Origin of the sequence: Paracoccus aminovorans (genome assembly GCF_900005615.1) — a bacterium.
Lineage (GTDB): Bacteria > Pseudomonadota > Alphaproteobacteria > Rhodobacterales > Rhodobacteraceae > Paracoccus > Paracoccus aminovorans.
The window spans coordinates 256,846-281,392 of sequence record NZ_LN832559.1 but is presented as its reverse complement, the minus strand read 5'-3'; the positions used below and the strand labels follow the sequence as shown (position 1 = coordinate 281,392).

The following is a 24,547-nucleotide window of genomic DNA, read 5'->3' as shown; positions in this document are numbered from 1 at the left end:
ATCGCATCGCGGGATCCTCGTGGTCATGGAGATCGGCCAGCATCAGAATTATACGGAATCGAACCCATATGTTGCTCGCAGCACATTGAACGGTTCAAGGACGGCCATAGCGATACGCAGTGTTTACCTCCCGGTGACCTGCTTCTGGGCGGCGCCGAGTTCCCGCAGCGTAGGATCGCAGTAGATCGGTGACGATCTCCTCGGGGGGACCGCAGCGCTTCATCAGTTTCCTGAGGAAGTTCAGGGCGGCCTTGCGGTTTCGGGTCTTCGTGACCAGTCCCTCCAGCACCTCGCCCTCATGGTCGACGGCTCGCCAGAGGATGTGCTGCTCGCCGTTGATCTTCACGAACATCTCATCGAGATGCCAGCGCCATTCAGGGCCCGTCCGCAAGCGCGAGGCGCGGCGGCGCCGGATCTCGGCGGCGAACATTGGGCCGAAGCGCATTCACCACTGCCGGACTGTTTCATGGCAGATGTCGATGCCACGCTCGCGCAGCAGGTCTTCGACGTTCCGAAGCGAGAGCGGGAAGCGCACATAGAGCATGACCGCCAGGCGGATGACCTCGGGCGAGGTCTTAAAGTACCGGAAGGGCGAGGGCTGGGTTATGACAGGGTGGGTAGGGGGCTCGCCGCAGTCCGGCCAGACAGGTTTCCCTGACAGCGCCCCGGCATGCAATCGGGGAACTTTTTTCGAGCCATGGGTAGATATACTCATGACTCGAATCTGCCGCCCTCGTAACGTGTAAGCAAGATGACATGTCTGGAGTTCTAAGTAACAACAGCGCAGGTAAAGCATGCAGATTGATAATTCGCATTACGCGACATCCGCACAGCGCCGGTCTGTCTCGAATATCATGTCAATCATGTCTGAAGACCTGTCCCGAGCCAACAGGATTTTGTTGGTCGCAGAGGAACTGAACACTCTGGCGCCGCTGGCCGCGATGTCGCTATCGATCTATGACCCGCTGACCCGCAATCACAACTCAATATTTTCGCACGGATATTCCCGGGAAACCGTCGCCTACCTGGACAATTCATACATGTCCATCGATCCGGCTTATCTGTGGATCCTGCGCACCAACCAGTCGTTCTTCAGCTGGGAAACAACCAATTTCGATTACTCTCGCAGCATTTCCGCGCGCAATTTCTGGAACCCGGCTGGCTACAAGGGGGGGTCGACCAGCTATCTGAAGAGCCGATCAAACAGATATGTCGGCAATCTGCATACCAGCAGCGAAGATCCCGGCCAGCCATCTGTCGGGTTCCTGAGGATCATTGATGACATTTCGCCCGTGCTGTCTGCGCTGGTCGACAACTGGGAAACACCGAAATCGCTGATCGAAGGGCTGGAGGAACATGCCTGCTCCCTCTTCATCGACGACAAGGGAAACACTCAGCGCCCCCACAGGCATGAGGCATGTATCTTCGGCAGGATACATGAATTGTCCAACATTGCCGTCAGAAAATACGGCAACATCGACAGCCTGCATGTCATCGGCGCGCGTCTGCCCAGCACCTGCTGGTGCCTATGCGGAGAGATCGTGCATCGCGTCGATTTCAAGATCTGCCATGGCGGCTGGCTTGTAAGCCACGTCCCCGCGTCCCTACCCTTCGGATTGACCATCAGGCAGGCCGAGGTCTGCTCACTCTCTGCTATCGGCATGACGCGCACCCAGATTGCGGACATTCTGACAATATCTGCACGGACCGTCGATCGGCATATCGAAAATATACTAGAAAAAACCTTCGCCAGAAACCGGATCGAGCTTGCATATCTCGCCGCGAGCTCCGGCCTGATCAACCTAGATTACCTTGTCGCACATTTCAATTCGGCACAATGCCACAAAAAGGGAGGAGAAGATGACTGAAGCCAGCGAATCCTGCGTCCGGGATCCGTCGAACTATCGTGACAGGAGCGCCGACTGGTACGCGTTCTATGACGAGCGGCGGCGAAAGGAGATCATTGACATCATTGATGAACACCCCGAAATCGTCGAGGAGCATGCCGCGAACCCGTTCGGCTACAGGAAGCACCCCAGCCCCTATCTTCAGCGAGTGCACAACTATTTCCGCATGCAACCGACCTTCGGAAAATACTACATCTATTCCGAAAGGGAATGGGACGCCTATCGGATCGCCACGATCAGGGAGTTCGGCGAGCTGCCGGAGTTGGGTGATGAGCGATTCAAGACCGAAGAAGAGGCCATGCACGCCGTGTTCCTGCGCCGCATCGAAGATGTGCGCGCAGAGCTTGCATAGTCATTTCTCAGCACGAATTCACACAGGGGGAAGACATGAAAGACATTGCCATTCGCGGATATTGTGACCGCCCCAGCGTCGCCACTGGAGAAACGATCCGCTTTTACGTCAGCGCCAACGAAACCAGGGGGACATTCGATGCCGAGCTGGTCCGGCTGATCCATGGCGACAGCAATCCGGCGGGTCCGGGTTACAAGGAGGAAGCGATCAAATCCGATCTGGAAGGGCAGTATCCCGCCCGCTTTCAGCGCACCCAGTTCGGAAGCTATGTCGAGGTCGCGGATCCCGACGCCGGGTTGCAGCCCGATGGTGCGTTTTCCGTTCATCTGTTCCTCTGGTCCACAACGCCGAGCCGTGGCCGTCAGGGGATTGCGTCGCGATGGAACGACGAGCGCCAGTCGGGGTGGAACCTCGCGATCGAGGACGGCCGCGTCGTGTTTACGATTGGCGACGGCAGCGGTGCGACCTCCAGTGTCGTCAGTGATCGCCCGCTGTTTCAGCAGATCTGGTATTCGATCACCGGTGTTTATGATCCCGAAAAGAAACAGCTTCGGCTGTATCAGAAATCCGTCGTGAACCGGACAAACAGCCGCTTCGGGCTTGTCGTCCCGCTCGATTCGGATTGTGCCGTCTCTGCCGATGCCACTGTAAAGGCTGCCGATTCCGAAACCTCGCTGCTGATTGCCGGGCTCGGCGAGGCAGCCGCGCAGGACGGCCGGACCTGGTGCATCGCCCATTACAACGGCAAGGTCGATGCCCCCAAGATCTATGGCTGCGCGCTGGGCCAAGACGATGCGGAAAAGCTGTCCAGGGGCGAGATCGTGAGGCCTATTTCCCGCCTTGCCCATTGGGATTTTTCTGCTGGGATCGGGCTGAACGGGATTCCCACCGATCACGTCGTCGATGCCTCGGGGAATGGGCATCACGGCCGCTGCATGAATCAGCCCGATCGCGGCTCGACCGGGTGGAACTGGGACGGGCATGAGGAGAACTTCATCCACTGCCCCGAGCAGTATGGCGCGCTCTGGTTTCACGAGGACTGCCTGGACGACTGCCGCTGGGAAAAGGATTTCGAGTTCACCGTTCCAGAGGGCCTGAAAAGCGATTTCTACGCGGTGAAGATCCGTTACGAGGACACCGAGGATTACATTCCGTTCTTCGTTCTTCCGCCGCGCGGAACCGCCACGGCGCCGATCCTCGTCATTGCCAGCACGCTGAGCTATCTCGCCTATGCCAATGAGCAGATCATGCACAAGGCGGATATCGGACAGGCCGTCGCCGGCCATACGCCGGTTCTGAACGAAAACGACGTCGAGTTGCACAAGAACCTGAGCTATTACGGGCTGTCAACCTATGATGGTCATATCGACGGTCGCGGCGTGCAATACACCTCATGGCGGCGCCCGATCATGAACCTTCGCCCGAAACATCGTCAGGGTTTCGGCTCGATCTGGGAGCTTCCCGCCGATCTACACTTGATCGACTGGCTGAACCATAACGGTTTCGAGTACGACGTCGCCACGGAACATGATCTGAACGATCAGGGCGCGGAATTGCTGCGCCGCTATAAGGTTGTGCTGACCGGCTCGCATCCCGAATATCAGACTTGGGCCAATGCCGATGCGTGGGAGGATTATCTGGCCGACGGCGGGCGCGGCATGTATCTGGCCGCGAACGGGATGTACTGGATTGTGGAAGTTCATCCGGAAAAGCCCTGGGTCATGGAGGTCCGCAAGGAACTGGGCGTGACCGCTTGGGAAGCGCCGCCCGGCGAATATCACTACAGCACCAATGGACGGCGCGGCGGTCGTTTCCGTGGACGCGCCCGCGCGACCCAGAAGATCTGGGGCACCGGAATGAGCAGTTTCGGTTTCGATCATTCGGGTTATTTCGTTCAGATGCCCGACAGCCAGGACGAGCGCGTCGCCTGGATCATGGAGGGGATCGATCCTGAAGAGCGGATCGGCGATGGCGGCCTCGTCGGAGGTGGTGCCGGTGGATATGAGTTGGATCGCTACGATCTTGCTCTGGGCACGCCGCCGAATACCTTACTGCTTGCAAGCTCGGTCGAGCATAGCGTCGTCTATACGGTCATCCCCGATGACAAGGCATTTCCGCATCCGGGGATGAATGGTGGCGAACATCCTTTCGTCCGCGCCGACATCACCTACTTCTCGACCGCAAATGGTGGCGGCATGTTCGCGACATCGTCCATTTCCTGGCTGGGCAGCCTGTCCTGGAATGATTACGATAACAATGTCTCGAAGATGACCAAGAACGTGCTGAATCAGTTCATCAAGGATGAGCCGGCGCCGCGGGTCTGACCAGAGCCGAGCGGCGGATATTGTCACGATATCCGCCGTGCGCTCGGGCCGTCGTTCCCCCGGTTCGCCATGCACAAAGCGAAGTTGTTTTTCAGCAGGCCTGAAAGCTTGAGCGCTGAACAACATGGCAGGGGGAAAAACGGCGGTTTTCGCTGTGCGCGATGGCCGCTGGTGCTGTTTGGGTCAAACCCGCGGAGGGGCTGATCAGGCACACAACTCTCTGTCTCGTGCCATATCAGATAGCACGGGAGCGCCGCGAAATCCTGCGCATTATCGGCGGACGGTAAAATCAGCCTCGTCAGGCGATCCTTCGGTGTCGTCGGGTTCATCGTTGACTGTCAGCCGACGGACCGTCGCCAGTAGCTCCTCGATCGCCTGTTCCGCTGCCGCGAGTTTCACGGCCATCATCAGTTCCTCCCGCCCCGCCATTTGTTGAACGGCTTGCAATAAGGACCCCGCTTCTGGGGTGATCGGCGTCCAAAATGGACCCCACCGACCGGGGGTTGGGTCCATTGTGCCTTCGATGATTATCGGAGGCCGAGCACGGGATGCTGATCGTGGAGACAATCGCAAAAATCAGGCGGCTACATTTCACCGAGGGCAAGGGGATCAAGACGATCTGCCGTGACCTGAAGCTGTCGAAGAAGGTGGTGCGGAAGGTGATCCGCACCGGGATTACCGAGTTCACCTATACCCGGACGGTGCAGCCGCGCCCGAAGCTGGGTGCCTGGCTGGGGGAACTCAACCGGCTGCTGGAGGTCAACGCCGCGCGGTCCAGCCGGGAACGTCAGTCTCTGATACAGATCTACGAAGAACTGAGCGGTCTCGGTTATGAAGGTGGGTATGACGCGGTGCGCCGCTACGCCTCGAACTGGGCACGCACTCAGAGTTCAGGCGCTTCTGCCGCCTTCGTGCCCCTGAGCTTTGCGCCCGGTGAAGCCTATCAGTTCGACTGGAGCCACGAGGTTGTGGTGATCGATGGGGCGACCACCACCATCAAAGTGGCCCATGTTCGCCTGTGCCACAGCCGGATGTTCTTTGTGCGGGCCTATCCGCGCGAGACGCAGGAGATGGTGTTCGATGCCCACGACAGGGCTTTCGCCTTCTTCAAGGGCACCTGCACCCGCGGGATCTACGACAACATGAAGACGGCGGTGGAGACCATCTTCACCGGCAAGGAACGCCTCTACAATCGTCGGTTCCTGCAGATGGCCAGCCATTATCTGGTCGAACCCGTTGCCTGCACCCCTGCTGCGGGTTGGGAGAAAGGCCAGGTGGAGAGCCAGGTCGGCACTGTCCGTCAGCGGTTTTTCGCGCCCCGCGTCAGGGTCAAGAGCTACGAGGAACTGAATGCCTGGCTGCTGGACAAGTGCATCGCCTCGGCCAGAACCAGCAAGCATCCGGAGCTGACGGACAAAACCGTCTGGCAGGTCTTCCAGGAAGAGCGCCCGCACCTTGTCCCCTATGCCGGGCGCTTCGACGGATTCCATTCACTGCCTGCGGCGGTGTCAAAGACCTGTCTCGTGCGCTTCGACAACAACAAATACTCCGTCGCGGCAACGGCTGTCGGGCGGCAGGTCGAGATCAGGGCCTATGCTGAGCGGATCGAGATCCGGCAGGAGGGCCGACTGGTCGGAGACCACCCGCGTCACTTCGGCCGGGACCGAACGGTTTACAATCCCTGGCATTATGTGCCTGTTCTGCTTCGCAAACCCGGGGCGCTGCGTAACGGCGCACCGTTCAAGGACTGGGTTCTTCCCGGAGCTCTTGAACAGATCCGCCGCAAGCTGCAGGGCTCCTCAGATGGCGACCGCCAGATGGTGAAGGTCCTCGGCGCTGTGCTGACGGAAGGGATGCCTGTGGTTCAAAAGGCATGTGCCGAAGCTCTCTCGCAAGGCGTCCATTCTGCCGATGTAATCCTCAATATTCTATCCCGCAGGCGAGATCCGGAACCACCACCGCTTCTGCTGACCTCTCCGGCCTTGCAGTTGACCCATGAGCCTGTGGCGGACTGCGCCCGTTATGATCTGCTGCGGAGGGCCTGCTGATGGATCGTGCTGACATCATGGCTGCAATGGGCGAGTTGAAGCTCTACGGGATGCGCGCCGCTTATGACGAACTCATGGCGGTGGCTGTGCGCCGCCAGCACGAACCCCGCCAGATCGTTGGAGATCTTCTGGCCGCCGAGATCAACGAGAAGAAAGCGCGGTCGGTCAAATACCAGATCACCACCGCCAAGCTGCCCTATGCCCGGGAGATCGAGGAGTTCACCTTCGATGACACCCCAATCAACGAGACCCTGGTGCGAGATCTGGCCAGCGGGGAGTTCCTCAGCCAACAGCGCAATGTCGTGCTGGTTGGCGGCACCGGGACCGGCAAGACCCATATCTCTGTGGCCATAGCGCGCGCGGTCATCCGCAATGGTGCCCGGGGCAGGTTCTTCAATGTCGTCGATCTGGTGAACAGGCTGGAGGCCGAGGCCCGTGCCGGACGGGCAGGCCGGCTTGCAGAACATCTGATGCGGCTCGACTTCGTCATCCTCGATGAACTCGGATACCTGCCATTCGCGCAGTCCGGCGGCCAGCTGCTGTTCCATCTGATCAGCAAGCTCTATGAGCAGACTTCCGTCATCGTCACCACCAACCTCGCATTCGGGGAGTGGCCGACCGTCTTCGGAGACGCAAAGATGACCACCGCGCTGCTCGACCGGCTCACCCACCACTGCGACATCGTCGAGACCGGCAACGACAGCTGGCGCATCAAAACCCGAGCCTGAACACCCTCCAAAACGCAGGCCCGCGTCGGCTGCGCCAGCTGGAAAGCTACGCCGCCACGGGCCTGCTCACCCGCGCGCCAAAGGGGTCACTTTTGGACGCCGATCAGGGGGCCCGTTTGAATGCCGATTGACACGCCATTGCGAGGAACATCCCCAGCACCTCGTCGGAGTGTCGCGCCGGAGCGACCAAATGCTCTCCGCTCGGGCCGTATCTGCCAGCGAACCAGTTCTTCACCGTCTTCTCATTGGCGCCGGTCCAGGAGGCGACGATCTTTGCCCCCGCCCGACTGTCTCCGAGTGATCGCTTCAAGGTCGATGCGATCTCAGCCGCGAACCAGTTGTCCGGCTCGTGCTGACCGTTCCCAGTATGCCTTTTTTCGTTTGGAAAGAACTTGCCCTTTTTCGGAAACGACATTCCGGCCTCCCTCGCGTTACATGGACACGGGGATTCAGCCGCAGCTTTGCGCGGACTGGAGGAATTTGCTTGGAATGACGAGGAGATGCGCGCTTGGGCGGTCGATGGACGACCAATTCGGACAGGAGCGACGGGGCGCCCGAGGTGGATGTGCCCGCGGTCGCTTATGTCCGAATGTCGACGGATCACCAGAAATACTCGACCGAGAACCAGCTCGACGTCATCCGCAAATATGCATCGGATCGCGGTCTTGAAATCCTGCGCATCTTCGAGGATTCCGGTCGGAGCGGGCTACGCCTCGACGGCCGCGAGGCACTACAGAGCTTGATGGGAGAGGTCGAATCCGGGCAAGCCGACTTCAAGGCGATCCTCGTCTATGACGTCAGCCGCTGGGGCCGGTTTCAGGATGCCGACGAAGGCGCCTACCATGAGCATGTCTGCTCGCGCGCCGGGATCCGCGTCCACTACTGCGGCGAGCAGTTCGAGAATGACGGCAGCATCGGCTCGAACCTGCTGAAAACCGTGAAGCGGGTCATGGCTGGCGAATACAGCCGCGAACTCTCGGTCAAGGTTTTCGCGGGCCAGTGCCGCCTCGTCGAACTCGGTTTTCGCCAGGGCGGCGCGCCCGGATACGGATTGCGCCGGGTGCTGATCGACGAGCACGGCAATCCCAAGGGTGAACTGTCGCGCGGCGAGCAGAAAAGCCTTCAGACCGACAGGGTCATTCTCGTCCTCGGTCCCGAGCACGAACAGGATGTCGTCCGGCGCATGTATCGCATGTTCGTCGAGGACGGCCGATCCGAGCGCGAGATAGTGGATGCCCTGAACGCCGATGGACTGCGCACCGATCTCGACCGGCCATGGACGCGGGCGACGGTCCATCAGGTGCTGACCAACGAGAAATACATCGGCAACAACGTCTTCAACAAGATCTCCTTCAAGCTGAAACAGCGCCGGGTGGTGAACCCGCGCGAGATGTGGATCCGCGCCGAGGGCGCTTATCCGGCCATCGTCGATGAGGCTCTGTTCCTGCGCGCTCGGGAAATCGTCGATGCGCGCAGCCGCCATTTCTCGGACGAGGAGCTGCTGGATGCCCTGCGCGCGATTCTGAAGCGCCAAGGGATGCTTTCGGGGCTGATCATTGACGAGGAGGACGACGTGCCGTCCTCCAGCGCCTATCGCGGCCGCTTCGGCAGCCTGCTGCGCGCGTACCGACTGATCGGCTATGAGCCCGACCGGGACTACAGCTACATCGAGGTCAACCGGGCGCTGCGGCAGGCCCATCCACAAGTGGTGGCCGAAATCATCGCTGGCGTCGCCCGGCGCGGCGGGTCAGCCGTGCAGGACCCCGACACCGACCTGGTGCGCGTCAACGGCGAGTTCACGGTGTCCATCGTGCTGGCTCGCTGCACAGCCACAGCGACCGGATCACTGCGCTGGCGCATCCGTCTCGACACCGGCCTGGTTCCCGACATCACGATCGCCGTGCGCATGGACGAGGCGAACGCGGCGCCGCGCGACTACTACGTGCTGCCCAGCATCGACATCACCTTCGGGAAACTGAAATTCGCCGAGCAGAACGGGCTCGCGCTCGATGCGTACCGGTTCGACACGCTCGATTTCTTCTACGCGCTCGCCTCGCGGGCCAGGATCGCGGAGGTGGCGTGATGCCCGACGACATGGAGCCGATCAGCCAGAAGCAGGTGACCCTGATCCCAACCGAACGGATCCGGGTTCTTAATCCCCGCATCCGCAACGGTCGCACCTTCGAGGCGATGGTGGAGAACATCGCGCGCATCGGCCTGAAGCGCCCGATCACCGTGGCGCCGCGCGCCGGGACCGATCCGCAGGAATATGACCTCGTCTGTGGACAGGGCCGCCTCGAGGCCTTCATCGAACTGAAGCAGGACCGCATCCCGGCCATTGTGATCGAGGCCGACGAAAGCGATTGCCTTGTGATGAGCCTCGTCGAGAACTGCGCGCGGCGGCAGCACAACCCCATCGATCTGATGCGCGAGATCGGCGCGCTCCGCCAGCGCGGCTACAACGACCGCCAGATCGGCGAGAAGATTGGCGTGTCCACGGAATACGTAAACATGATCGCCGGCCTGTTGGAGAAGGGCTAAGAACGCCTGGTCTCGGCCGTGGAGACCGGGGTTCTTCCGCTGAACCTCGCTATCCAGATATCCAAGACGGACGCGAAGGGCGCGCAGAAGGCGCTGATGGACGCCTACACGCAGAACAAGCTGCGGGGCCGGAAGCTGACACTCGTCCGTCGGCTGATCCAGCAGCGTGAACAGCGCGGGCCGCAGCTACGCCACAATCCCTTTGGCCGCCGCGATGGGGCGAAGCGGGCGCTGACCAGCGAAGGGCTGGTGCGGGCCTATCAGCAGGAAGCGACCCGTCAGAAGCTGCTGATCAAGAAGGCCGAACTGACGCAGGGCCGACTGATGTTCGTGCGCGAGGCGTTTCGGAAACTCCGCACGGACGAGCATTTCATGACGCTTCTGCGAGCCGAAGGACTCGAGACGATGCCGGGCGACCTCGCCAAGGCTGTCACGGATGGGAGGCCGACTTGATCCGCGATTCGAGCCAGCACCCGCATGACGTTGATCGCGGCTTCGAGGACGACTGCGTCACCATTGCCATCGAGGCGATCCTCCCTCTGCGCACGCTGGGCAAATCCGCCAAATCAAGTCGGAAGTATCGACAGATCCTTGCTTCCATTGTCGAGATAGGTCTCGTCGAGCCACCGGTCGTGGCGCGAAACCCGGATCGATCCGCCACATGGCTGCTGCTCGACGGGCATATGCGGATCGAGGTATTGAAGGACCAAGGCGTTCAGGAGGTGGAATGTCTGGTTTCCACCGACGATGAGGCGTTCACCTACAACAGGCAAGTCAGCCGCCTCGCCCCGGTCCAGGAACACAAGATGATCCGCAAGGCAATCGAGCGCGGCGTCCCGGAAGAGAAGATCGCGGCCGCGCTCGCTCTCAATCTCAGTAGCATTCGGCGAAAAGTTCATCTTCTGGACGGGGTCTGCGAGGAGGCGGTGGCGATCCTGAAGGATAAACCCTGCACGGCTGCCGTCTTCGAGGCGCTGCGCAAGATGAAGACCATGCGCCAGATTGAGACCGCAGAACTGCTCGTGAACGCGAACAACTATTCCGTAGCCTATGTAAATGCGATCCTGGCGGGAACACCGCAATCGCAATTGCTCGAGTCGTCGAAGCCGAAGAAGGTCAAGGGCATCACACCAGAAGCCATGGCGCGGATGGAACAGGAACTGGCCCGGCTGCAGGAGGGCATCGCTTCGATCCAGGACACATACGGTCAGGATCACCTGCATTTGACCGTGATCAAAGGATATGTCGGCAGGCTCCTCGGGAACGCTCGTGTGGTGCGGTATCTCGCGCAGAACCATCCAGAATTCTTCGGCGAGTTTAAGACAATTACTGAGATCACACCGGTGGAAACCAATAGCCCCGATTGACGGGCTGGCAGCAGATGATGGGGACCCGGACCCGATAAGCGCGGGGACCGCAGGAGACGCCGGACGGTGGGCCGGATCAAGTGCGGCGGTGGGGATGGCGGCGAACCCGCTCGGAGCCCACCACGGTCGGCGGACATATCGCCGACCACGCAGGTATCCCATAGGTGGCTATCTGCGATGTTTGACGGGCGCGCCGCCACTAGCCGGATACTGGGTGCCGGTTGAAGGAGCGGCGCGCCCGCGCGCTGTATGTGGAGTCAGCGCAAACGAGTTGCGGCTGTCAGCAATCGCAACACACGGTGGTCTGGAATGACCACGAGGCCCAGTTCTTTGATTCGACTGCAACAACGCCCTTTGCTCGGTTTTCTCGCTGATCCCCTCGGCATGTGTGTCCACATAATGGAACTGGACGGAGACATACCGACATTCGGACGATCCCGTGCTCTGGCATGCGGACGAAGTCATCCTTGGGTCATTGAAGTGTAATAGCATGCCTCCCTCAGCCGATCTTTGCGCCCCAGAACGAGGAGTGATCGGCGGCGAAATACCCATCCGCCGCGCGGAAGGTGCCCTGCAGCTCGACGGTGTCGCCCTGTGCGAGCAGCACCATGGTCTGCAGCCAGAGCGCCGTCGCCTCGGAGGCATGGGCCCCGGAAATCTCGCCCCGCGATCCCCGGATTTCGGTCGATCCGTTCAGCACCAGTCGCCCGCGCATCCGGGCATTGGTGCTGGAATTGACCTTGTAGAGCAGCGTGGCGCCGAAGAGGTAGGTGCCATCGACCGGGGCGACGAAGCGGTTGTTGCCGGCATCGAAGGCATCCTGATCGTTATAGTCGGTGTTATTGATGCCGATCTTCGTCCAACTGTCGACGGCGACATAGTTGTCGTAGTTGGTATAGCCCTTGAAGCGCGGCAGCCGGGGCTGATCGACGATGCCGGTGGCGTTGTCGACGATCAGCCCGTCGAAGAAGCTGCTGCCATCAGCCGAAACCGCGAGGCGGAACTTGTCTGAACCGAAGAGGCCGACCAGCGCCTTGGTCACGAAGCCGGTCTGCAGCGTCAGCCCGAGATCGTCGCCCGCAGCCTCCTTGTTCATCGTGTAGAAGAGATCGCCGGTCCCACCCTCGGCCACGGTCTTCGCCGTCCAGAGCGCCGCATTCAGCTTGGCCGAGAATGGGTTCGACACATCCGCCGTCGTCCCCAGCCCAAGGAGCGCGAGGTTCTGCAGCGATGCCGGGGTTGTCCCGGCCCAGCCAGACCCGTTGTAGACCAGCAACAGGTCCTCGTCCTCGACCCACACCCGCCAGCCGGTCCGGGGCGGCAGGCGCAGCCAGGCGCCGTCCGTCCAGAGCGCCACGCTCAGATCCCAGCCCGCCCAGTCGCCGGTGGCGCCGGAGCCGACGATGTAGCGGTCGCCATCGGCGGGGCTGCCTGGCGGGCTGTTCAGGTTCCGGTCGAGAACGGAGAGCTGGACGAGCCCGTCGAGCAGCCGCAGGGCCTCATTGTGGGTGACATGCTTCTGGGCCTGCGCCGTCAGGATGTAGGGCAGCAGGAGATGGGTCGTCGTGTCGGACATGGGGAAAGCCTTCAGAAGCTGAGGGTCACGGTTTTCGCTGCGCCCCGCCCGATCAGGGCGGAGAGCTGGAAGATGCGGATTGCCAGCGTCTGGCCGGGTCCGAGCGGTGCGCCCCAGTCGGCGGACTGCTGGGTGGCGGCGTAGACTACGCTGGTGCTGGCGGCGGCCAAGGTTCGCTTGACGGCCGGGCCGTCGAGGATCTCGACCTCATAGGCTTCGACCTCCTCGGAGAGCGGCACCTCGCCGGTGCCCCAGTTGTCCGCCGAGAGGGATCGCGAACGGCGGGTCCAGCGGATCGTGAGATCACCCGGTGTGCGTGGCTTTCGCCATGGCTGCTCGACATGGGCGACCGAGAACGGCCGGCGCCCCACGCCCTCGGGCGTGAAGCTCGTGGCAACATAGGTCTCGTCGCTGACCGGACGGCTTGCCGGGCCGATGCGCCAGTTCCAGGGAAGCCCGAGATCGGCCTCGGCGACCGGCAGCGAGGCAAGGCTCTCGTCCAGCACGACCACCCGCGCACCAGCGGGCGCCGGATTGCCCATCGCACCCTCGGTTCCGCGCTGCCCGCGCAAGAGCCGGGTCAGACGATACCGACCGGGCGCCAGCAACTCGGCCGCACCCGCCTGCACGATTTCCCAGATGCCTGGTGCGCTCTCGATGGCGAGTGCATTGGCGCCGCTGAACAGCGCCAGATCCGTGACGCTCTCCAGCGTGCCCGAAAGCAGATCGACCACCAGCACGTTGCCGAGATCGAAGCGTGAGGTCGGCCCCGACCAGAAATCCGAAACCAGGACGCCGATCCGCGCCCGACCGCCGAAGGTGGTCAGCAGCTCGAAGCCATCGGACGAGCCGCTGCGGAACACCGCCATCTCGCCGGGCCATGGAACGGCATGGGCTGCGACGAAGGGACGATGCGCCGGCTGATCCTCGGTCAGTTGCGGCAGGTCCATCACTATCGCGTCGGGCGCTCCGAACACGACCGGGCGCGTCAGCGAGGCCGCACGCGGATCGCCGGGCGGCAGATCATAGGTCGCGCGGTCCTGGCGGATCGCTTCCACTCCGCGTGCCTCGGCATCCGCGACGGAGACGAGACGGAACTCGATCTCCCGCCCGTCATGGGCGAGCCGGATCACGTCGGCGGGATCGAGCGCCAGCCGCGAGGGCGGAAGGCGGAAGATTGCGCTCTCGCGCCCAGTCCAGGCTTCGAGCAGAGCGCGGCGGCAGCGGCGTTCCGCCTCTTCCGGCGGAACGGCCATCGGGAAACTCTCCGATGTGATCCGCGCCGTATCGACGGTGATGCGTCGCGCCTCGACCAGCGCGGCGTCGTAGTCCTCGTCGGCCCGGGCTAGTTGCCATTTCAGCGCCTGCGGCAGCTCGGTTTCCTGGCCCCGCGTCAGTTCCAGCACCTCACCCTCGCGGCTGGAGGCCAGATCGTCGACCGATAGGGTCAGGCTGGATGCCCGGCCGCGCATGACGAAGCGGATCACGCCCTCGGTCTCGATGGCATCGAAGCCGAAGTGGCGGGCCAAAGTAGAAATCGACGCGCGCGGGCTTTCCAGCGCGCCGATGACATAGCCCTCGACCGCGCCCCAGAGGCCGGAAACGTCGATCAGGCTTTCCGCAAGACCGGCGCGCATGCAGAGGTGGCGCACGAGCGCGGCGAGCGACACCGCGCCCAGCCGACCTGTCAGCCAGTGACCGAGCCGCCAGTTGGGGCCGTCCGTCCAGATGCCCGTCAGTTCGGGGAAGAAGGGATAGGGCCGCGCATCCCAGGTCCAGGCGGCGCATTCCGGCACATGCACCATCCGGTCGCCGTAGATGGCCGAAACCGGATTGTTCGCTGAGGTGCCCCACCAGAGGTAACTGGCCTCGAGGTAGGCACGCTGGATGGCGTCGTCGCGCCAGCCGCGCGAGAAGTAAGGCGTGAAGCTCTCGGAGGACTTCGGGTCGAAGAACACGTTCGGCTGGTTCGTGCCTCGGTCGATGGCGGGGCATCCAAGCTCGGTGAACCAGACGGGCTTTGACTGCGGCACCCATGCCGTCGGCGTGCCGCTCTCGATCCCGCCCGGTCGGTTGAAATGCGGGTTCGACCACCAGGCGCGGAGATCCTTGTAGCGGAAGACCCAGGACTTGCCTGCAGCGCCGTCGGTGATGGGCGTGCGCAGTTGCGCCGACCTGTCGGCCGCACTGGCATAGAACCAGTCGAAGCCCTCGCCCCCGGCAATGTTGGCCTGCAGGTAGGCCCGGTCATGGATGCCGGGCCAGCCCTCGAGGGCGTCGGCATGGTCGAACCCGTCGCGCCAGTCGGAGAGCGGCATGTAGTTGTCGATGCCGATGAAGTCGATGTTCGCGTCCGACCAGAGCGGGTCGAGGTGGAAGAACACGTCCCCTGTTCCATCGCCGGGCTGGTGGCCGAAATACTCGGACCAGTCGGAAGCATAGCCGACCTTGGTGCCCGCGCCGAGGACTGACTTTACATCCGCCGCCAGCGCCTTGAACGCCGTCACGGCCGGATAGGCGCTGCCGCTGGACCGGATCGTCGACAGTCCCCGCATCTCGGTCCCGATCAGGAAGGCATCGACACCTCCCGCCACCGTGCAGAGATGGGCGTAATGCAGGATCATGCGCCTCAGGCCCCAGTCACCCGCGGGGCCGGTCCAGTTCACGTTGTCGCCCGATACTGCGAACTGCGCCAGGGTGGCTGTACCGAAGAAGCTGGAGACCTGTGTTGCGGCGGCTGCTGTCTTGTCCGCAGTTCCGGCATAGCCCGACGCCGGGGAACAGGTGATCCGGCCCCGCCACGGGAAACTCGGCTGGCCCGGCGTCGCGGCATTCGCGCTGTAGGGGTTCGGCAGCGTGTTGCCGGGTGGCACGTCCATCAGCAGGAAGGGATAGAAGGTGACGCGCAGGCCGCGCGCCTTCATCTCGCGGATCGCCTGCACCACCGCGAAATCCGCAGGTGTGCCGCCATAGACGGGCCGATCCTCGGCATCGCGGCTGACGAGATGGGCGGCGGCCCGTGCCACGCCGTTGACCGTCCACACCTTTGGGCTGGTGACCTTCGTCGCCACCTCGACGCCCGGTTTGATCGAGCAATTGCCCGCGCGCAGGTCATTGCCGAACCAGGCGACGACGAGGCTGACACTCTCGACGGCCGGGGCCATGGCCTGCAAACGGTCGAGGGCCACGACGATATCGGCCTCATCGGGCAGCGCGTTCAGGTTCTCGGCCGAGGTGGTGCCGCCTGTCGTCTGGCCAAAGATGGTGGTCGTGGCCCCGACTGTCTTGCGGACCGCTTCGGTAGCATAGGTGAACTCGCCCGAGGCCGGGATCATGGTCACGGCTTTGACCAGCCCCTCGGCCGTGTCGGGATCCGCGAGCGGCCGGAAGACCTCGAACGAAAGCTGCGGCAGTCGATTGCCGTAGTTCGAGAGCGCCAGTTCCTCGAAGACCACATAGGCTGTCCCGCGATAGGCTGGGGTATTGGTCACCCCCATTTTGGCCGCGATGAAGGGGTCCGCAGCTTGCGCTTCGTCGCCGGGATACCAGCGCCAGGTGATCCCGGTCATGTCGAGCGGCTTGCCGTCCGCCCAGATGCGGCCGATGCCGGTGATCGGGCCTTCGCACAAGGCGACCGCGAAGGAGGCGTAGTAGAGGTATTCCGTCGTCTGGACCCGGCCACCGCCGCCGCCCTTGCCGCCGCCCTGTGTCGTGGTCTTGGTCTCCTCGCGGAAATCCGTGGCCCAGATGATGTTGCCGCCAATGCGCATGCGGCCGTAAAGGCGCGGGATGATCGCGCCTTCCGTGGCCGAGGTGATCCGCAAGCTGTCGAGGCGCTGGCCCTCGATCTTCTGCGCGGGCGCCAGCGAGGACACGATCCAGCTATCGACGACCGAACCGATGGTCGAGCCGATGAAACCGCCGATGGCGGCTCCGGAAAAACCGAGGATCGCGCCACCGAACGCCCCGCCGATGGCGGAACCGACAGCGCCGAGGACAAGCGTGGCCATGGGAAAATCTCAGCGAGCGGGGAAGAGGAAGGCGAAGGCGATGCGGCGTCGCCATGTGGGCGTCAGCGGTTCCTCGATCACGCCTAGTCGCTCATAGGCGTGAAGGAAGGTGCCCGGTCCGGTCAGGATGCCGACATGCTTGGCGATAGCGCGGGGCATCATGCGGAACAGGACCAGCGCGCCGGGTGGGGCATCTGCCGGTGCGATCTCCGGCATCATCGCCCGCGCTCCATCCGCCAGAACCTCGCGCGGACCGGTCTCGCCCCAATCCCGGCTGTAGGGCGGGATCGGGAAGGGCTCCGGCCCGACCACGTCGCGCCAGACACCGCGCGCGAGGCCGAGGCAGTCGCAGCCGACCCCGCGCAAGCTCGCCTGGTCGTGATAGGGCGTGCCAAGCCAGGATCGGGCAGCGGCGATGACGCGGGTCGGATCGGCGGCCTTCACAGCACAGCTCCCTCGTGGCCGCCGTCCTTGCTAGCGTAGCGCAGGACCGCGTCTTGACCTGGGATGTGGGGGAAGCCGCGAAAGTTGGCGACATTGGCGAACTTCGTCCCGCAGGTCGCGATCCGCTTGTCGCAGCCCGCCCGGACCACAAAAGCATCCGTCGCCATGATCGGCCGCACCGGGGCTTCCAGCAGGGTGAGGATCGCCAGACCGTCGACGAGATCATGCGACAGCACCTCGACCCGTCGCCCGGCATTCGCCCCAGTCGACCATTCGACGAGACCGAAGGCGAACCACCCCGCCGCGAAACTGCCGAGGCCGGAGGCTGTAAAGGCTCGGTCGCGCAGCGCATCGATCACCGCGCCGATGCCCTTGAAGGCCGGGGCCTCAAGGTTCACGCCGCAGCGTGCATCACCCAGCGCGGCGTCGCAGCTGGCCTGGAACGTTCGTCCGACGGTCTGGCCAAGGATGTGCGCCAGCGACCTGACCTCGGCGACGAAGGCGAGCCGCCCGCGCCGGATCTGACCGATGGCGCCGCGGCGCAGGAGCACGCGCTGCGCCGGGGCCGACCAGTTCACGCGCCAGACCTCGACTGCCGCATTGTCCCACCGGCCGTCGAGGATGTCGGTCTCGGTGATCCGGTCCGACGACAGCACCCCTTGGGCATCCTGCGCATCCACGGACAGATCCGACCCCGACCGGACTTCGGACGCCGTCAGCCCGCTTTCCGGTTCGAACTCGGTCCCGTCGAACGACAGCGTCCGGTCGTGATCGGTGAAGCCGAAGGTCACGCCGTCCGCCCGGGTGATCCGCCAGCACCAGGCGAGCGTCGTGGTGCCTTCGTCGAGATGGGCCTGCAGTGCTGGCGGGAGCGACTTCACTTCCGCCCCCAGCCGCGCCAGAGCGCGATCGAGGCCAGCGCCGAGGAGACGACCCCGCCTGCCGCGCCGGTCAGGGCATAGAGGTTGAAGGGCCTGAGGTCGAAGGTTCCGGTCGCCAGGTCGAAATCCGCCAGCCCCGCCATCGCGAGGCCGGAGGCGATAAGGCAGGCGAGATAGACGAGGCCGCGGGCAAAGGTCCAGTTCATGTCGTTTCCTTTCCGGTGAAGAGGCTGGCGAGGCGCTGCCACCAGCTGGGCGCGGTGGCGGGATGGGTGGGAGGCGGCATTGGCGTGCCGCTCGGGCGCAGCAAGGCCAGCGCCTCGGCCTCGGTCAGCCGCCTGATCGGCCGCGAGAAATCCACCCTGCCGTTGCGGTCGACGGCCCAGACCGGGACGGTGCCGGTCGGGTAGATACCTTTCGCGAAGAGATCGCGTTCCGCCTCGCGCCGGGACCGAATGGCGGCGGGCTTGAGCCAGCCCATGAAGGCCGCTGCGGCCGCCGCGCGGTTGCCTGCGTTCAGGTGACGTGTCAGCGCAGCCTTGGCGATGCCACCCGTGTTGTAGTGGAAGGAGACCAGCGCATCGAACTCGTGCGGTTCCAGCGGCACCTTCACCGCGCGCAGCACTTCGGCCTCGTAGGTCGCGAGGTCGGTGCGAAAGAGCCGAAACGCCTCGCTGATCCCGGCTTGCGTGTCGGCGGGCATCCCGCGTGGCATGCGCGCCGGATCGGGCGGCCCGGCAGCAGCGGTGTGGCCGATGCCAAAGGTCCAGACGTCCCTCACGTCGAGATAGGGTCCGGGCACGACGCCTTCGTGCCGGATCAGGGCCAGAAGCCCCCGGTCGGTGGTCTGCATGGCGGTGGTCCTTTTGGGAAATCAGGGGACGTCGTGGCGGCGTTCGAGCGCGGCGGTCAGCGCCTCGATCCGGGCGAGGATGTTTGCGATCCGCTCGTCGATGACGGCGATGCGGCGGTCGGCTTCGACGATCTGCCGGTGGTAGAGCGGCGAGGTGGAGAGCAGTTCGGCCACCCGCGCCTCGAGCGACGTCATGCGGGTGTTCTGCGTGCCCGCCCACCAGATCGCGGCCCCGCCCTGCGCCGACAGCGCGAGGGCAAGGCTCAGGTAGGCGGCCAGTGCGCCCATGCGCACGGTCGTGGGTTCGGACATGGGATCGGTCCTTCAGAGGCGGAGTTCGATGAGGGGGATCGTGGTGATCGATCCGAGACGTTCGAGATCGAGCGTGACGTCGAGGGCGTCAGTGTCGAAGCGGACGGGGACGTCGAATTCGAAACCTGCGGTGATCGCGACGCCTGCGGCCGGGGCGGTGGTGAAGGTGACGAGGCCCGTCGCAGTGGAAACCGACCAGCCGGAGGCCTGCGGCGTGCCGTTCAGGGCTAGGGTGACGGTCCCGGCCACCGGCTTGGTGATCGAGCGCGTCCAGGACTGCGCGCCGGAAGTGTAGCGCTTGGTCAGTTGAAACAGGGTGGCCGATCCGTTGCCGGTGCCAATCGGCTGGTTGGTCGGCCCCGGCGTCTGCGACGGCAGGCAGGACTTGAAATCGGCCCAGTCCTTGAAGCGGAAGCCGTGCAGGCGGCCGTTGCGGGCCTCGAAGAAGGCGACGACCGCCGCCAGATCATCAGCGCGGCGAATGCCATAGGCGACGTCATAGCGGCGGCGGCTGTTGGCCCAGCTGGCGTTGCGTTCCTCGGCGCCCGAGGCGAGCTCGACGATCTGGGTGCGCCGCTCGGGGCCACCGCGTGCGCCGCGGCTGATGTTGTCCGGAAACCGGACCTCGTGGAAGGCCATCACATCCCCCTCTGCCCGAGGGACACGGCTCGGGCGATGTCGCTGGCGACCTGCGTCCGGGACTGGCGGAAACTCTCGGCGTCGCGGGCGTTGATCGTGACGTTGACGGTGGGCGCGCCCGCCTGGCCGTAGCTTGCTGCTTCGCGCCGGGAGAGAACCCGCTCCCCGCGTTGCAGGATCGCGGGCACTTCATCGGGGCGCAGTCCGGCCCAACCGCCGGTGTGCATCCGAGACGCGCCCGCGAATGCCAGGGCCGGGACCATCCGGCCGGGGCTCGGGCCGCCGACCATCCCGCCTGCATGCAGGATGTTTGCGAAAATCCCGCCTGCCCCGCCCAGCGCGCCGGAAAGGGCGTTGGCGATGGGGCCAAGGATGAAACGCCGGGCGGCGAGCTTGGCGAGATCGGCGATCATCGATGTGACCAGATCTCGGAAGTCGAGTTTGCCGGTCTTCACGAAGTCGCCGATGGCGTTCTCGGCGCTCTGAAACGCCCCGACCAGCGCGCTGCCGATATCGCCGCCAATGTTGCGAGCCTTCGCGGCGTAGTCGGCGAGCGCCGCGGTGACGGCCTGCCAGCCGATCAGGGCGGTGTCCGCGCCTTCGGCTGCAGCGGCCCCAGCGTCGTGCGCGGCACCGCCCGCGCTATCGGCGGCGGTGGCCGTGTCATTCAGCCCGGCCGTGAGAGCATCGGCCGACGCGGCCGCATCGGCGAGTGCGGCCTCGGCTTCCTTCCCTGTGCCGGTCACGGCATCCTTCAACGCCTGCCAGCTGGCCAGCGGCCGACCGGCAGCATCGGCGAGCATGCCTGCCGCTTCGCGGAACCCATCGGCCCGAGCGAGGGCATCCTCGGCCATCGCGCCGAGGCCAAGATCGGGCGGTTCCAGATAGGTGCGTGCCAGCGCAGCCGAGAAGGCATCCGCGGCCGCGGCACCGGCTGCGGTCGCGGCGCCCTCGAACGGATTGCCGATGCGGCCGAGTTCCACCGGATCGAGCGTTCCAATCCGCACCCCACCTTCGCCAGTGGCCCATTCCGGCAGGAGGGCCAGCGCGGCATTCAGGGTCTCGATGAAGCTGTTGATGCGCGTGACGACGCCGTTCAGCATCGCCTCGACGCCCGAGATCAGCCCGTTTGCGGCCTGGAAGGCGAAATCGCCGATGGCACCGGGCAGGCTGCCCCAGATCGCCACGGCCGCATCATAGGCCCCTTGGAAGATCGCGGCCGTCCGGTCGCCGAAGCTGACGACGCCTGCGATGGTGCCCTCGAGGGCCGAGAGACCGGCCGCCTTCAGCCCCTCCCACCCGGCCGCCATCCGCGCGAGGGCAGCGTCCAGCGACAGCCCGATACGGGACCAGACCTCGCGGGCCAGATCGCCGAGCAGGCGGAAGGCCTCGCCCACGCCGCCGACACGGGTGACAAGCTGCGAGAACTGGTAGACCAGCTCGCCCGCGCCGACGATCAACGCCCCGATGCCGGTGCGGATGAGGGCACCGCGCAGGAACACGAGCGCCGTTGCGAGCCCGCGTACGGAGAGGGCGGCGGCGGCCAAGCCCGCCACCCAGCGCCCGGCCATGACGGCGGCGAAAGTCGCGGCATAAGAGGCGAGACGCCCGAGATTGCCGATCAGCCCGTCGATGGCCGAGCGCAGGATGCCGCCGTCCGAGGCCAGCGCAACGAAGGCATTGGCGAGCGCCTCGATGGTCGGGGCCACGGCGACGGCGATGCGGTTGCGCAACCCGTCGAAGACCAGCGATACGGTGCCCAGCGCCAGCTGCGTGCGGCGCAGGGCTTCCAGCGCATCGCTGTCCAGAACCGCCCCAAGGTCGGAGGCTTGGTCGCCAAGCCGCGTCATCTCCGCCCCACCATTGCGCAGGAGGGGGATCAGCCGCGTGGCGTCCGAGGCCATGGCCTCGAGATAGAAGGTCATCTCCTGCTGGCTGAGTCCCGCGCGTTCCAGCGTGTCGACGTAGAGTTGCAGCGCCTCGGGACCGGAAAGCCTCGCGAACTGGTCAGCCGTGACGCCCACGCGCGGCGCGACATTCTCGAAGAAATCCGCCATCGGCCCGCCGCCGGTCTGCAGGAAATCCCCGACCCGGTCGTTCACGTCCTTCAGGATGTCGGCCAGCTTCTCCTGCTCGATACCCACCGTCCGCGCCCCGGCCGACCAGCGCTGCAGGGCCTCGGGCGTCGTGTTGGCGACCTGCGCGAACTGTCGGACTTGCGCGGCGCTCTCGGCCGTCGACCGGACGATCAGCCCGAGCGAGGCCGTGGCGGCGGCAGCGGCGGCCCCGAGTGCGAGGCCCGCGCGACGCGCGAAGGCCGCAAGTCGGGTGTTCGCCAGTTCCATCTCGCGTGACAGGCGGCCGAAGCCACGGGCCCCGGCCTCACCGACACCTTCCAGCTCGGCGCGCACCTGGCGACCGCCAACGGCGGCGAGCCGGACGGAGACGCGTTTCTCGGCCATGGGATCGGGGCTCCGGTTGGGATAGGGTCAGTCGCGGCTGGCCGCGATCTGTTCGTTGACGCGGCGGACCATCACCGCCTCGAAGGCGGGCAGCAGTTCGGCGATGGCAGGCGGGGAAATGCCGAGGGCCGCGCCCAGGGCCAGCGCCGCACCCATGTCCCAACCGATCACAGCGCCGGGGATGACGCGCATCTGGCCGCCAAGGCGCTGCGCCAGGTCCCAGACCTGCGCGCCTTCGAGCGTTAGCGGCCGGTTCAGCCGTGCGGGGCAGTCGGGACAGGGTCCAGCACAGGCCGCGCAGTAGCCTTCGCCCCCGCCGAAGGACCAGTCGGCAAGGGCGCAGAGGCGTTTTTTTCCGCGTCCAGCAGGAGGGCCTTGGCGACGTAAGTTGTCTGGAACGCCTCGAAGGCAGGCCAGAGGTCGAGGAGCGCGTCGATGGCCTCGGGGCCCGGATCGATGGGACTGCCATCGGCATCGCCGATCCCCTCCCATGCGAGGATCGCGCGCCGGGCCAGCGCCTTGGCCATGGCGAGCGCGGCTTCCTCGGTCGCAGCGCCCTCAGGCAGGTCGGCAATCGCGGGATCGCCCCGCGCCGAGACCATCAGGGCCGTGGTCAGCGGGCGGAGCTTCACACGCACGCCGGGAATGAGGTCACACCACTGCGGCGCGTTCGTGAGGTCGAGGGTCAGCATGGCGTGCCTTCTCAATAGGTTGCGACGGTGTTGACGAGGACGGCGGTGCACATCCGGGCGGGACTGGTGGCGCGGGCCGCCTGCCAGTCGAAGGTTGCCTGGATGCCCTGCGGGCCCGGGATCTCGATGCGCGGCCGCGGCAGGTAGACGGCATGCGCCGTGAAGGTGAAGCTGGCGTTGGCCCCGAGGCTCCAGGCGAAGACCAACTCGCACGGCGTGCCGTCGATGGCCTGCGTGATCAGCGTGGTGTCGGCAAAGCGCACTTCCACCCGGCCCGTCAGCGCGGCCATGCCGGGGTCGGCCCCCTCGATGCGCCCGTCCGAGCGGATGGTCTCGATGCGGTCGAGGCCATTGGAATAGGTCACCTCGGCCGAGATGACATTGCCGAGCGGCGATCCATTGCGGGTGATCGCCCCGTTGAAATGCCCGAACCGCTGCAGCGCCAGCGAGGTGGGCGTGCCTGCGGCCGTGGCCGCCGCGACGCTTTCACCTTGCGCCACCAGCCGGGCCGTGGCGGTCAACAGCCCCGACCGCGCCATCTGCCAGGACAGCTGATCGCAGACACAGCCGGTGTACATCGCGTAACGCGGCACTTCGGGCATCGCTGTCTCGATGGCCATCGACGGCAGCGTCCAGTTGCCAGACTGGAAGGTGTGGGTCTTGGGCGTCGTGCCGGTGGTCGTCGGCTGTCCGAAGGCCGCCTTAAGCCAGAGGCCGAAGTTCTCGACGTCGATCGGCACCACCACATCCCCATCGGCGGTGACCGCATCCTTGATCGGGGCCAGCGGATCGCGCCCCTGGCCCAGCAGTTCCGAGGCGATCAGCGGCTGTTCGGACCCAAGCGTGGTGCTGGCGAAGGGCACCGTGCGGTAGCCCGAAGCGGGCGCGGTGCCATAGACAGATTCGAACGCAAGCGCCATCTGCGCCCGCGCCCCATGGGCTCGTGCCATCGTAGTCTCCTTTCGTTATTCGGGGTCAGGCCAGCGAATCGGCCGTGGAATAGTGCAGGATGACCGGGATCACCGCTGCCTTCAGGCTGGCGGCACCCTCGACCGGCAGATCGACCGGACGCGGCGCTTCTGCCTCGACCCAATCGCAGAGGCCTCCCAGCGTGCGGTCGGCTGCAATCGCCGCGCCGATGCTGGCGCAGAGGATGTCGAAGGTAGCGTCACGGGTGGCACCTTGCACGACCGCCTCGATCTCGGCGCGGTGCTGATAGTGGTAGCGCAGCGGCGACAGCGTCACCTCGGGTTCCCCCGGCTCGCCGTCGCGCAGGATCAGGAGGCCTGCGGTTGGCACGCGCTCTGGCAGCACGTCACCGCGCAGGGCGGCGGCGGGCAACGTCGAAAGCCGCGCGTGCAGCGCGGCGAGGATGGTTTCGCGGGGGGTGGGCATTGCTCGAGCCAATTGC

At 64.8% G+C, this 24,547-nt stretch carries 24 protein-coding genes and 1 pseudogene; 9 read left to right on the top strand and 16 right to left on the bottom strand.

The window, feature by feature from the left end; genetic code table 11:
* Positions 1–130: 130 nt before the first annotated feature.
* Positions 131–607: pseudogene (locus JCM7685_RS01450) on the bottom strand (IS6 family transposase); the annotation flags it as partial.
* A gap of 256 nt (positions 608–863) precedes the next feature.
* Between JCM7685_RS01450 and JCM7685_RS01445 the strand changes: the two are divergent.
* Genes JCM7685_RS01445 through JCM7685_RS01435 form a run of 3 tightly spaced genes read left to right on the top strand, consistent with a single transcriptional unit; the run spans position 864 to position 4,583 of the window.
* The gene (locus JCM7685_RS01445; RefSeq protein WP_172413068.1) at positions 864–1,868 is read left to right on the top strand and encodes a helix-turn-helix transcriptional regulator; all 1,005 of its coding nucleotides are present in this window, start codon (positions 864–866) and stop codon (positions 1,866–1,868) included.
* On the top strand, positions 1,861–2,259 hold the full coding sequence (dmfA1, locus tag JCM7685_RS01440; protein WP_062563510.1) for a N,N-dimethylformamidase subunit alpha: 399 nt from the start codon (positions 1,861–1,863) through the stop codon (positions 2,257–2,259). Before JCM7685_RS01445 ends, dmfA1 begins: the two co-directional genes overlap by 8 nt.
* Before the next feature lie 35 nt (positions 2,260–2,294).
* Positions 2,295–4,583, top strand: coding sequence for a N,N-dimethylformamidase beta subunit family domain-containing protein (locus tag JCM7685_RS01435; RefSeq protein ID WP_062563509.1), 2,289 nt, complete (start codon positions 2,295–2,297; stop codon positions 4,581–4,583).
* A 270-nt stretch (positions 4,584–4,853) separates the two neighbouring features.
* Here the strand turns inward: JCM7685_RS01435 and JCM7685_RS20505 are convergent, their stop codons facing one another.
* The gene (locus JCM7685_RS20505) at positions 4,854–4,988 is read right to left on the bottom strand and encodes a hypothetical protein (RefSeq protein ID WP_269458820.1); all 135 of its coding nucleotides are present in this window, start codon (positions 4,986–4,988) and stop codon (positions 4,854–4,856) included.
* 143 nt (positions 4,989–5,131) lie between these two features.
* Here JCM7685_RS20505 and istA point away from each other — a divergent pair, with 143 nt between their 5' ends.
* Both istA and istB read left to right on the top strand, forming a co-directional pair.
* Entirely contained in the window at positions 5,132–6,631 is a 1,500-nt protein-coding gene (gene istA / locus JCM7685_RS01430; protein ID WP_090271472.1) for an IS21 family transposase, read from the top strand.
* The gene (gene istB / locus JCM7685_RS01425) at positions 6,631–7,359 is read left to right on the top strand and encodes an IS21-like element helper ATPase IstB (RefSeq protein ID WP_028030902.1); all 729 of its coding nucleotides are present in this window, start codon (positions 6,631–6,633) and stop codon (positions 7,357–7,359) included. Before istA ends, istB begins: the two co-directional genes overlap by 1 nt.
* Positions 7,360–7,462: 103 nt before the next feature.
* On the opposite strand, the gene JCM7685_RS01420 is transcribed toward istB, so the two are convergent.
* The gene (locus JCM7685_RS01420; RefSeq protein ID WP_074969509.1) at positions 7,463–7,774 is read right to left on the bottom strand and encodes a hypothetical protein; all 312 of its coding nucleotides are present in this window, start codon (positions 7,772–7,774) and stop codon (positions 7,463–7,465) included.
* A gap of 150 nt (positions 7,775–7,924) precedes the next feature.
* Between JCM7685_RS01420 and JCM7685_RS01415 the strand changes: the two genes are divergently transcribed.
* The 4 genes from JCM7685_RS01415 to JCM7685_RS01405 are packed head-to-tail and all read left to right on the top strand — an operon-like array spanning position 7,925 to position 11,267.
* A complete protein-coding gene (locus tag JCM7685_RS01415; protein ID WP_062563782.1) occupies positions 7,925–9,442 on the top strand; it encodes a recombinase family protein in 1,518 nt (505 codons plus the stop codon).
* The gene (locus JCM7685_RS20895) at positions 9,442–9,900 is read left to right on the top strand and encodes a ParB N-terminal domain-containing protein (RefSeq protein ID WP_229825686.1); all 459 of its coding nucleotides are present in this window, start codon (positions 9,442–9,444) and stop codon (positions 9,898–9,900) included. The genes JCM7685_RS01415 and JCM7685_RS20895 overlap by 1 nt, the downstream gene beginning before the upstream one ends.
* A gap of 6 nt (positions 9,901–9,906) precedes the next feature.
* Entirely contained in the window at positions 9,907–10,353 is a 447-nt protein-coding gene (locus tag JCM7685_RS20890) for a plasmid partitioning protein RepB C-terminal domain-containing protein (protein WP_263567934.1), read from the top strand.
* The gene (locus JCM7685_RS01405; RefSeq protein WP_062563507.1) at positions 10,350–11,267 is read left to right on the top strand and encodes a plasmid partitioning protein RepB C-terminal domain-containing protein; all 918 of its coding nucleotides are present in this window, start codon (positions 10,350–10,352) and stop codon (positions 11,265–11,267) included. The genes JCM7685_RS20890 and JCM7685_RS01405 overlap by 4 nt, the downstream gene beginning before the upstream one ends.
* Positions 11,268–11,766: 499 nt before the next feature.
* On the opposite strand, the gene JCM7685_RS01400 is transcribed toward JCM7685_RS01405, so the two are convergent.
* From JCM7685_RS01400 to JCM7685_RS01345, 13 genes are all read right to left on the bottom strand, one after another.
* Positions 11,767–12,843 carry a DUF2793 domain-containing protein gene (locus JCM7685_RS01400; protein ID WP_062563506.1) on the bottom strand — a complete coding sequence of 359 codons (1,077 nt, stop codon included), beginning with the start codon at positions 12,841–12,843 and terminating at the stop codon, positions 11,767–11,769.
* Positions 12,844–12,854: 11 nt separating this feature from the next.
* Positions 12,855–16,853, bottom strand: a complete 3,999-nt coding sequence (locus tag JCM7685_RS01395) for a baseplate multidomain protein megatron (RefSeq protein ID WP_062563505.1) — start codon at positions 16,851–16,853, stop codon at positions 12,855–12,857.
* A gap of 9 nt (positions 16,854–16,862) precedes the next feature.
* On the bottom strand, positions 16,863–17,297 hold the full coding sequence (locus JCM7685_RS01390) for an NlpC/P60 family protein (RefSeq protein WP_062563504.1): 435 nt from the start codon (positions 17,295–17,297) through the stop codon (positions 16,863–16,865).
* Complete coding sequence (locus JCM7685_RS01385) at positions 17,294–18,178, bottom strand: DUF2163 domain-containing protein (protein WP_062563503.1); 885 nt, start codon at positions 18,176–18,178, stop codon at positions 17,294–17,296. Before JCM7685_RS01385 ends, JCM7685_RS01390 begins: the two co-directional genes overlap by 4 nt.
* Positions 18,175–18,384, bottom strand: coding sequence for a hypothetical protein (locus JCM7685_RS01380; protein WP_062563502.1), 210 nt, complete (start codon positions 18,382–18,384; stop codon positions 18,175–18,177). Before JCM7685_RS01380 ends, JCM7685_RS01385 begins: the two co-directional genes overlap by 4 nt.
* Complete coding sequence (locus JCM7685_RS01375; protein WP_062563501.1) at positions 18,381–19,031, bottom strand: lysozyme; 651 nt, start codon at positions 19,029–19,031, stop codon at positions 18,381–18,383. Before JCM7685_RS01375 ends, JCM7685_RS01380 begins: the two co-directional genes overlap by 4 nt.
* 21 nt (positions 19,032–19,052) lie before the next feature.
* Positions 19,053–19,343 carry a hypothetical protein gene (locus JCM7685_RS01370; RefSeq protein WP_062563500.1) on the bottom strand — a complete coding sequence of 97 codons (291 nt, stop codon included), beginning with the start codon at positions 19,341–19,343 and terminating at the stop codon, positions 19,053–19,055.
* 12 nt (positions 19,344–19,355) lie between these two features.
* A complete protein-coding gene (locus JCM7685_RS01365) occupies positions 19,356–19,982 on the bottom strand; it encodes a DUF2460 domain-containing protein (protein ID WP_062563499.1) in 627 nt (208 codons plus the stop codon).
* Complete coding sequence (locus JCM7685_RS01360) at positions 19,982–22,444, bottom strand: phage tail tape measure C-terminal domain-containing protein (RefSeq protein WP_062563498.1); 2,463 nt, start codon at positions 22,442–22,444, stop codon at positions 19,982–19,984. Before JCM7685_RS01360 ends, JCM7685_RS01365 begins: the two co-directional genes overlap by 1 nt.
* A gap of 27 nt (positions 22,445–22,471) precedes the next feature.
* Positions 22,472–22,636, bottom strand: coding sequence for a DUF7697 family protein (locus JCM7685_RS19770; protein ID WP_170848957.1), 165 nt, complete (start codon positions 22,634–22,636; stop codon positions 22,472–22,474).
* A gap of 62 nt (positions 22,637–22,698) precedes the next feature.
* Entirely contained in the window at positions 22,699–23,136 is a 438-nt protein-coding gene (locus JCM7685_RS01355; RefSeq protein WP_062563497.1) for a hypothetical protein, read from the bottom strand.
* An 11-nt stretch (positions 23,137–23,147) separates the two neighbouring features.
* The gene (locus JCM7685_RS01350) at positions 23,148–24,086 is read right to left on the bottom strand and encodes a phage tail tube protein (protein ID WP_062563496.1); all 939 of its coding nucleotides are present in this window, start codon (positions 24,084–24,086) and stop codon (positions 23,148–23,150) included.
* Between the two features lie 25 nt (positions 24,087–24,111).
* On the bottom strand, positions 24,112–24,531 hold the full coding sequence (locus tag JCM7685_RS01345) for a hypothetical protein (RefSeq protein WP_062563495.1): 420 nt from the start codon (positions 24,529–24,531) through the stop codon (positions 24,112–24,114).
* Positions 24,532–24,547 lie beyond the last annotated feature (16 nt).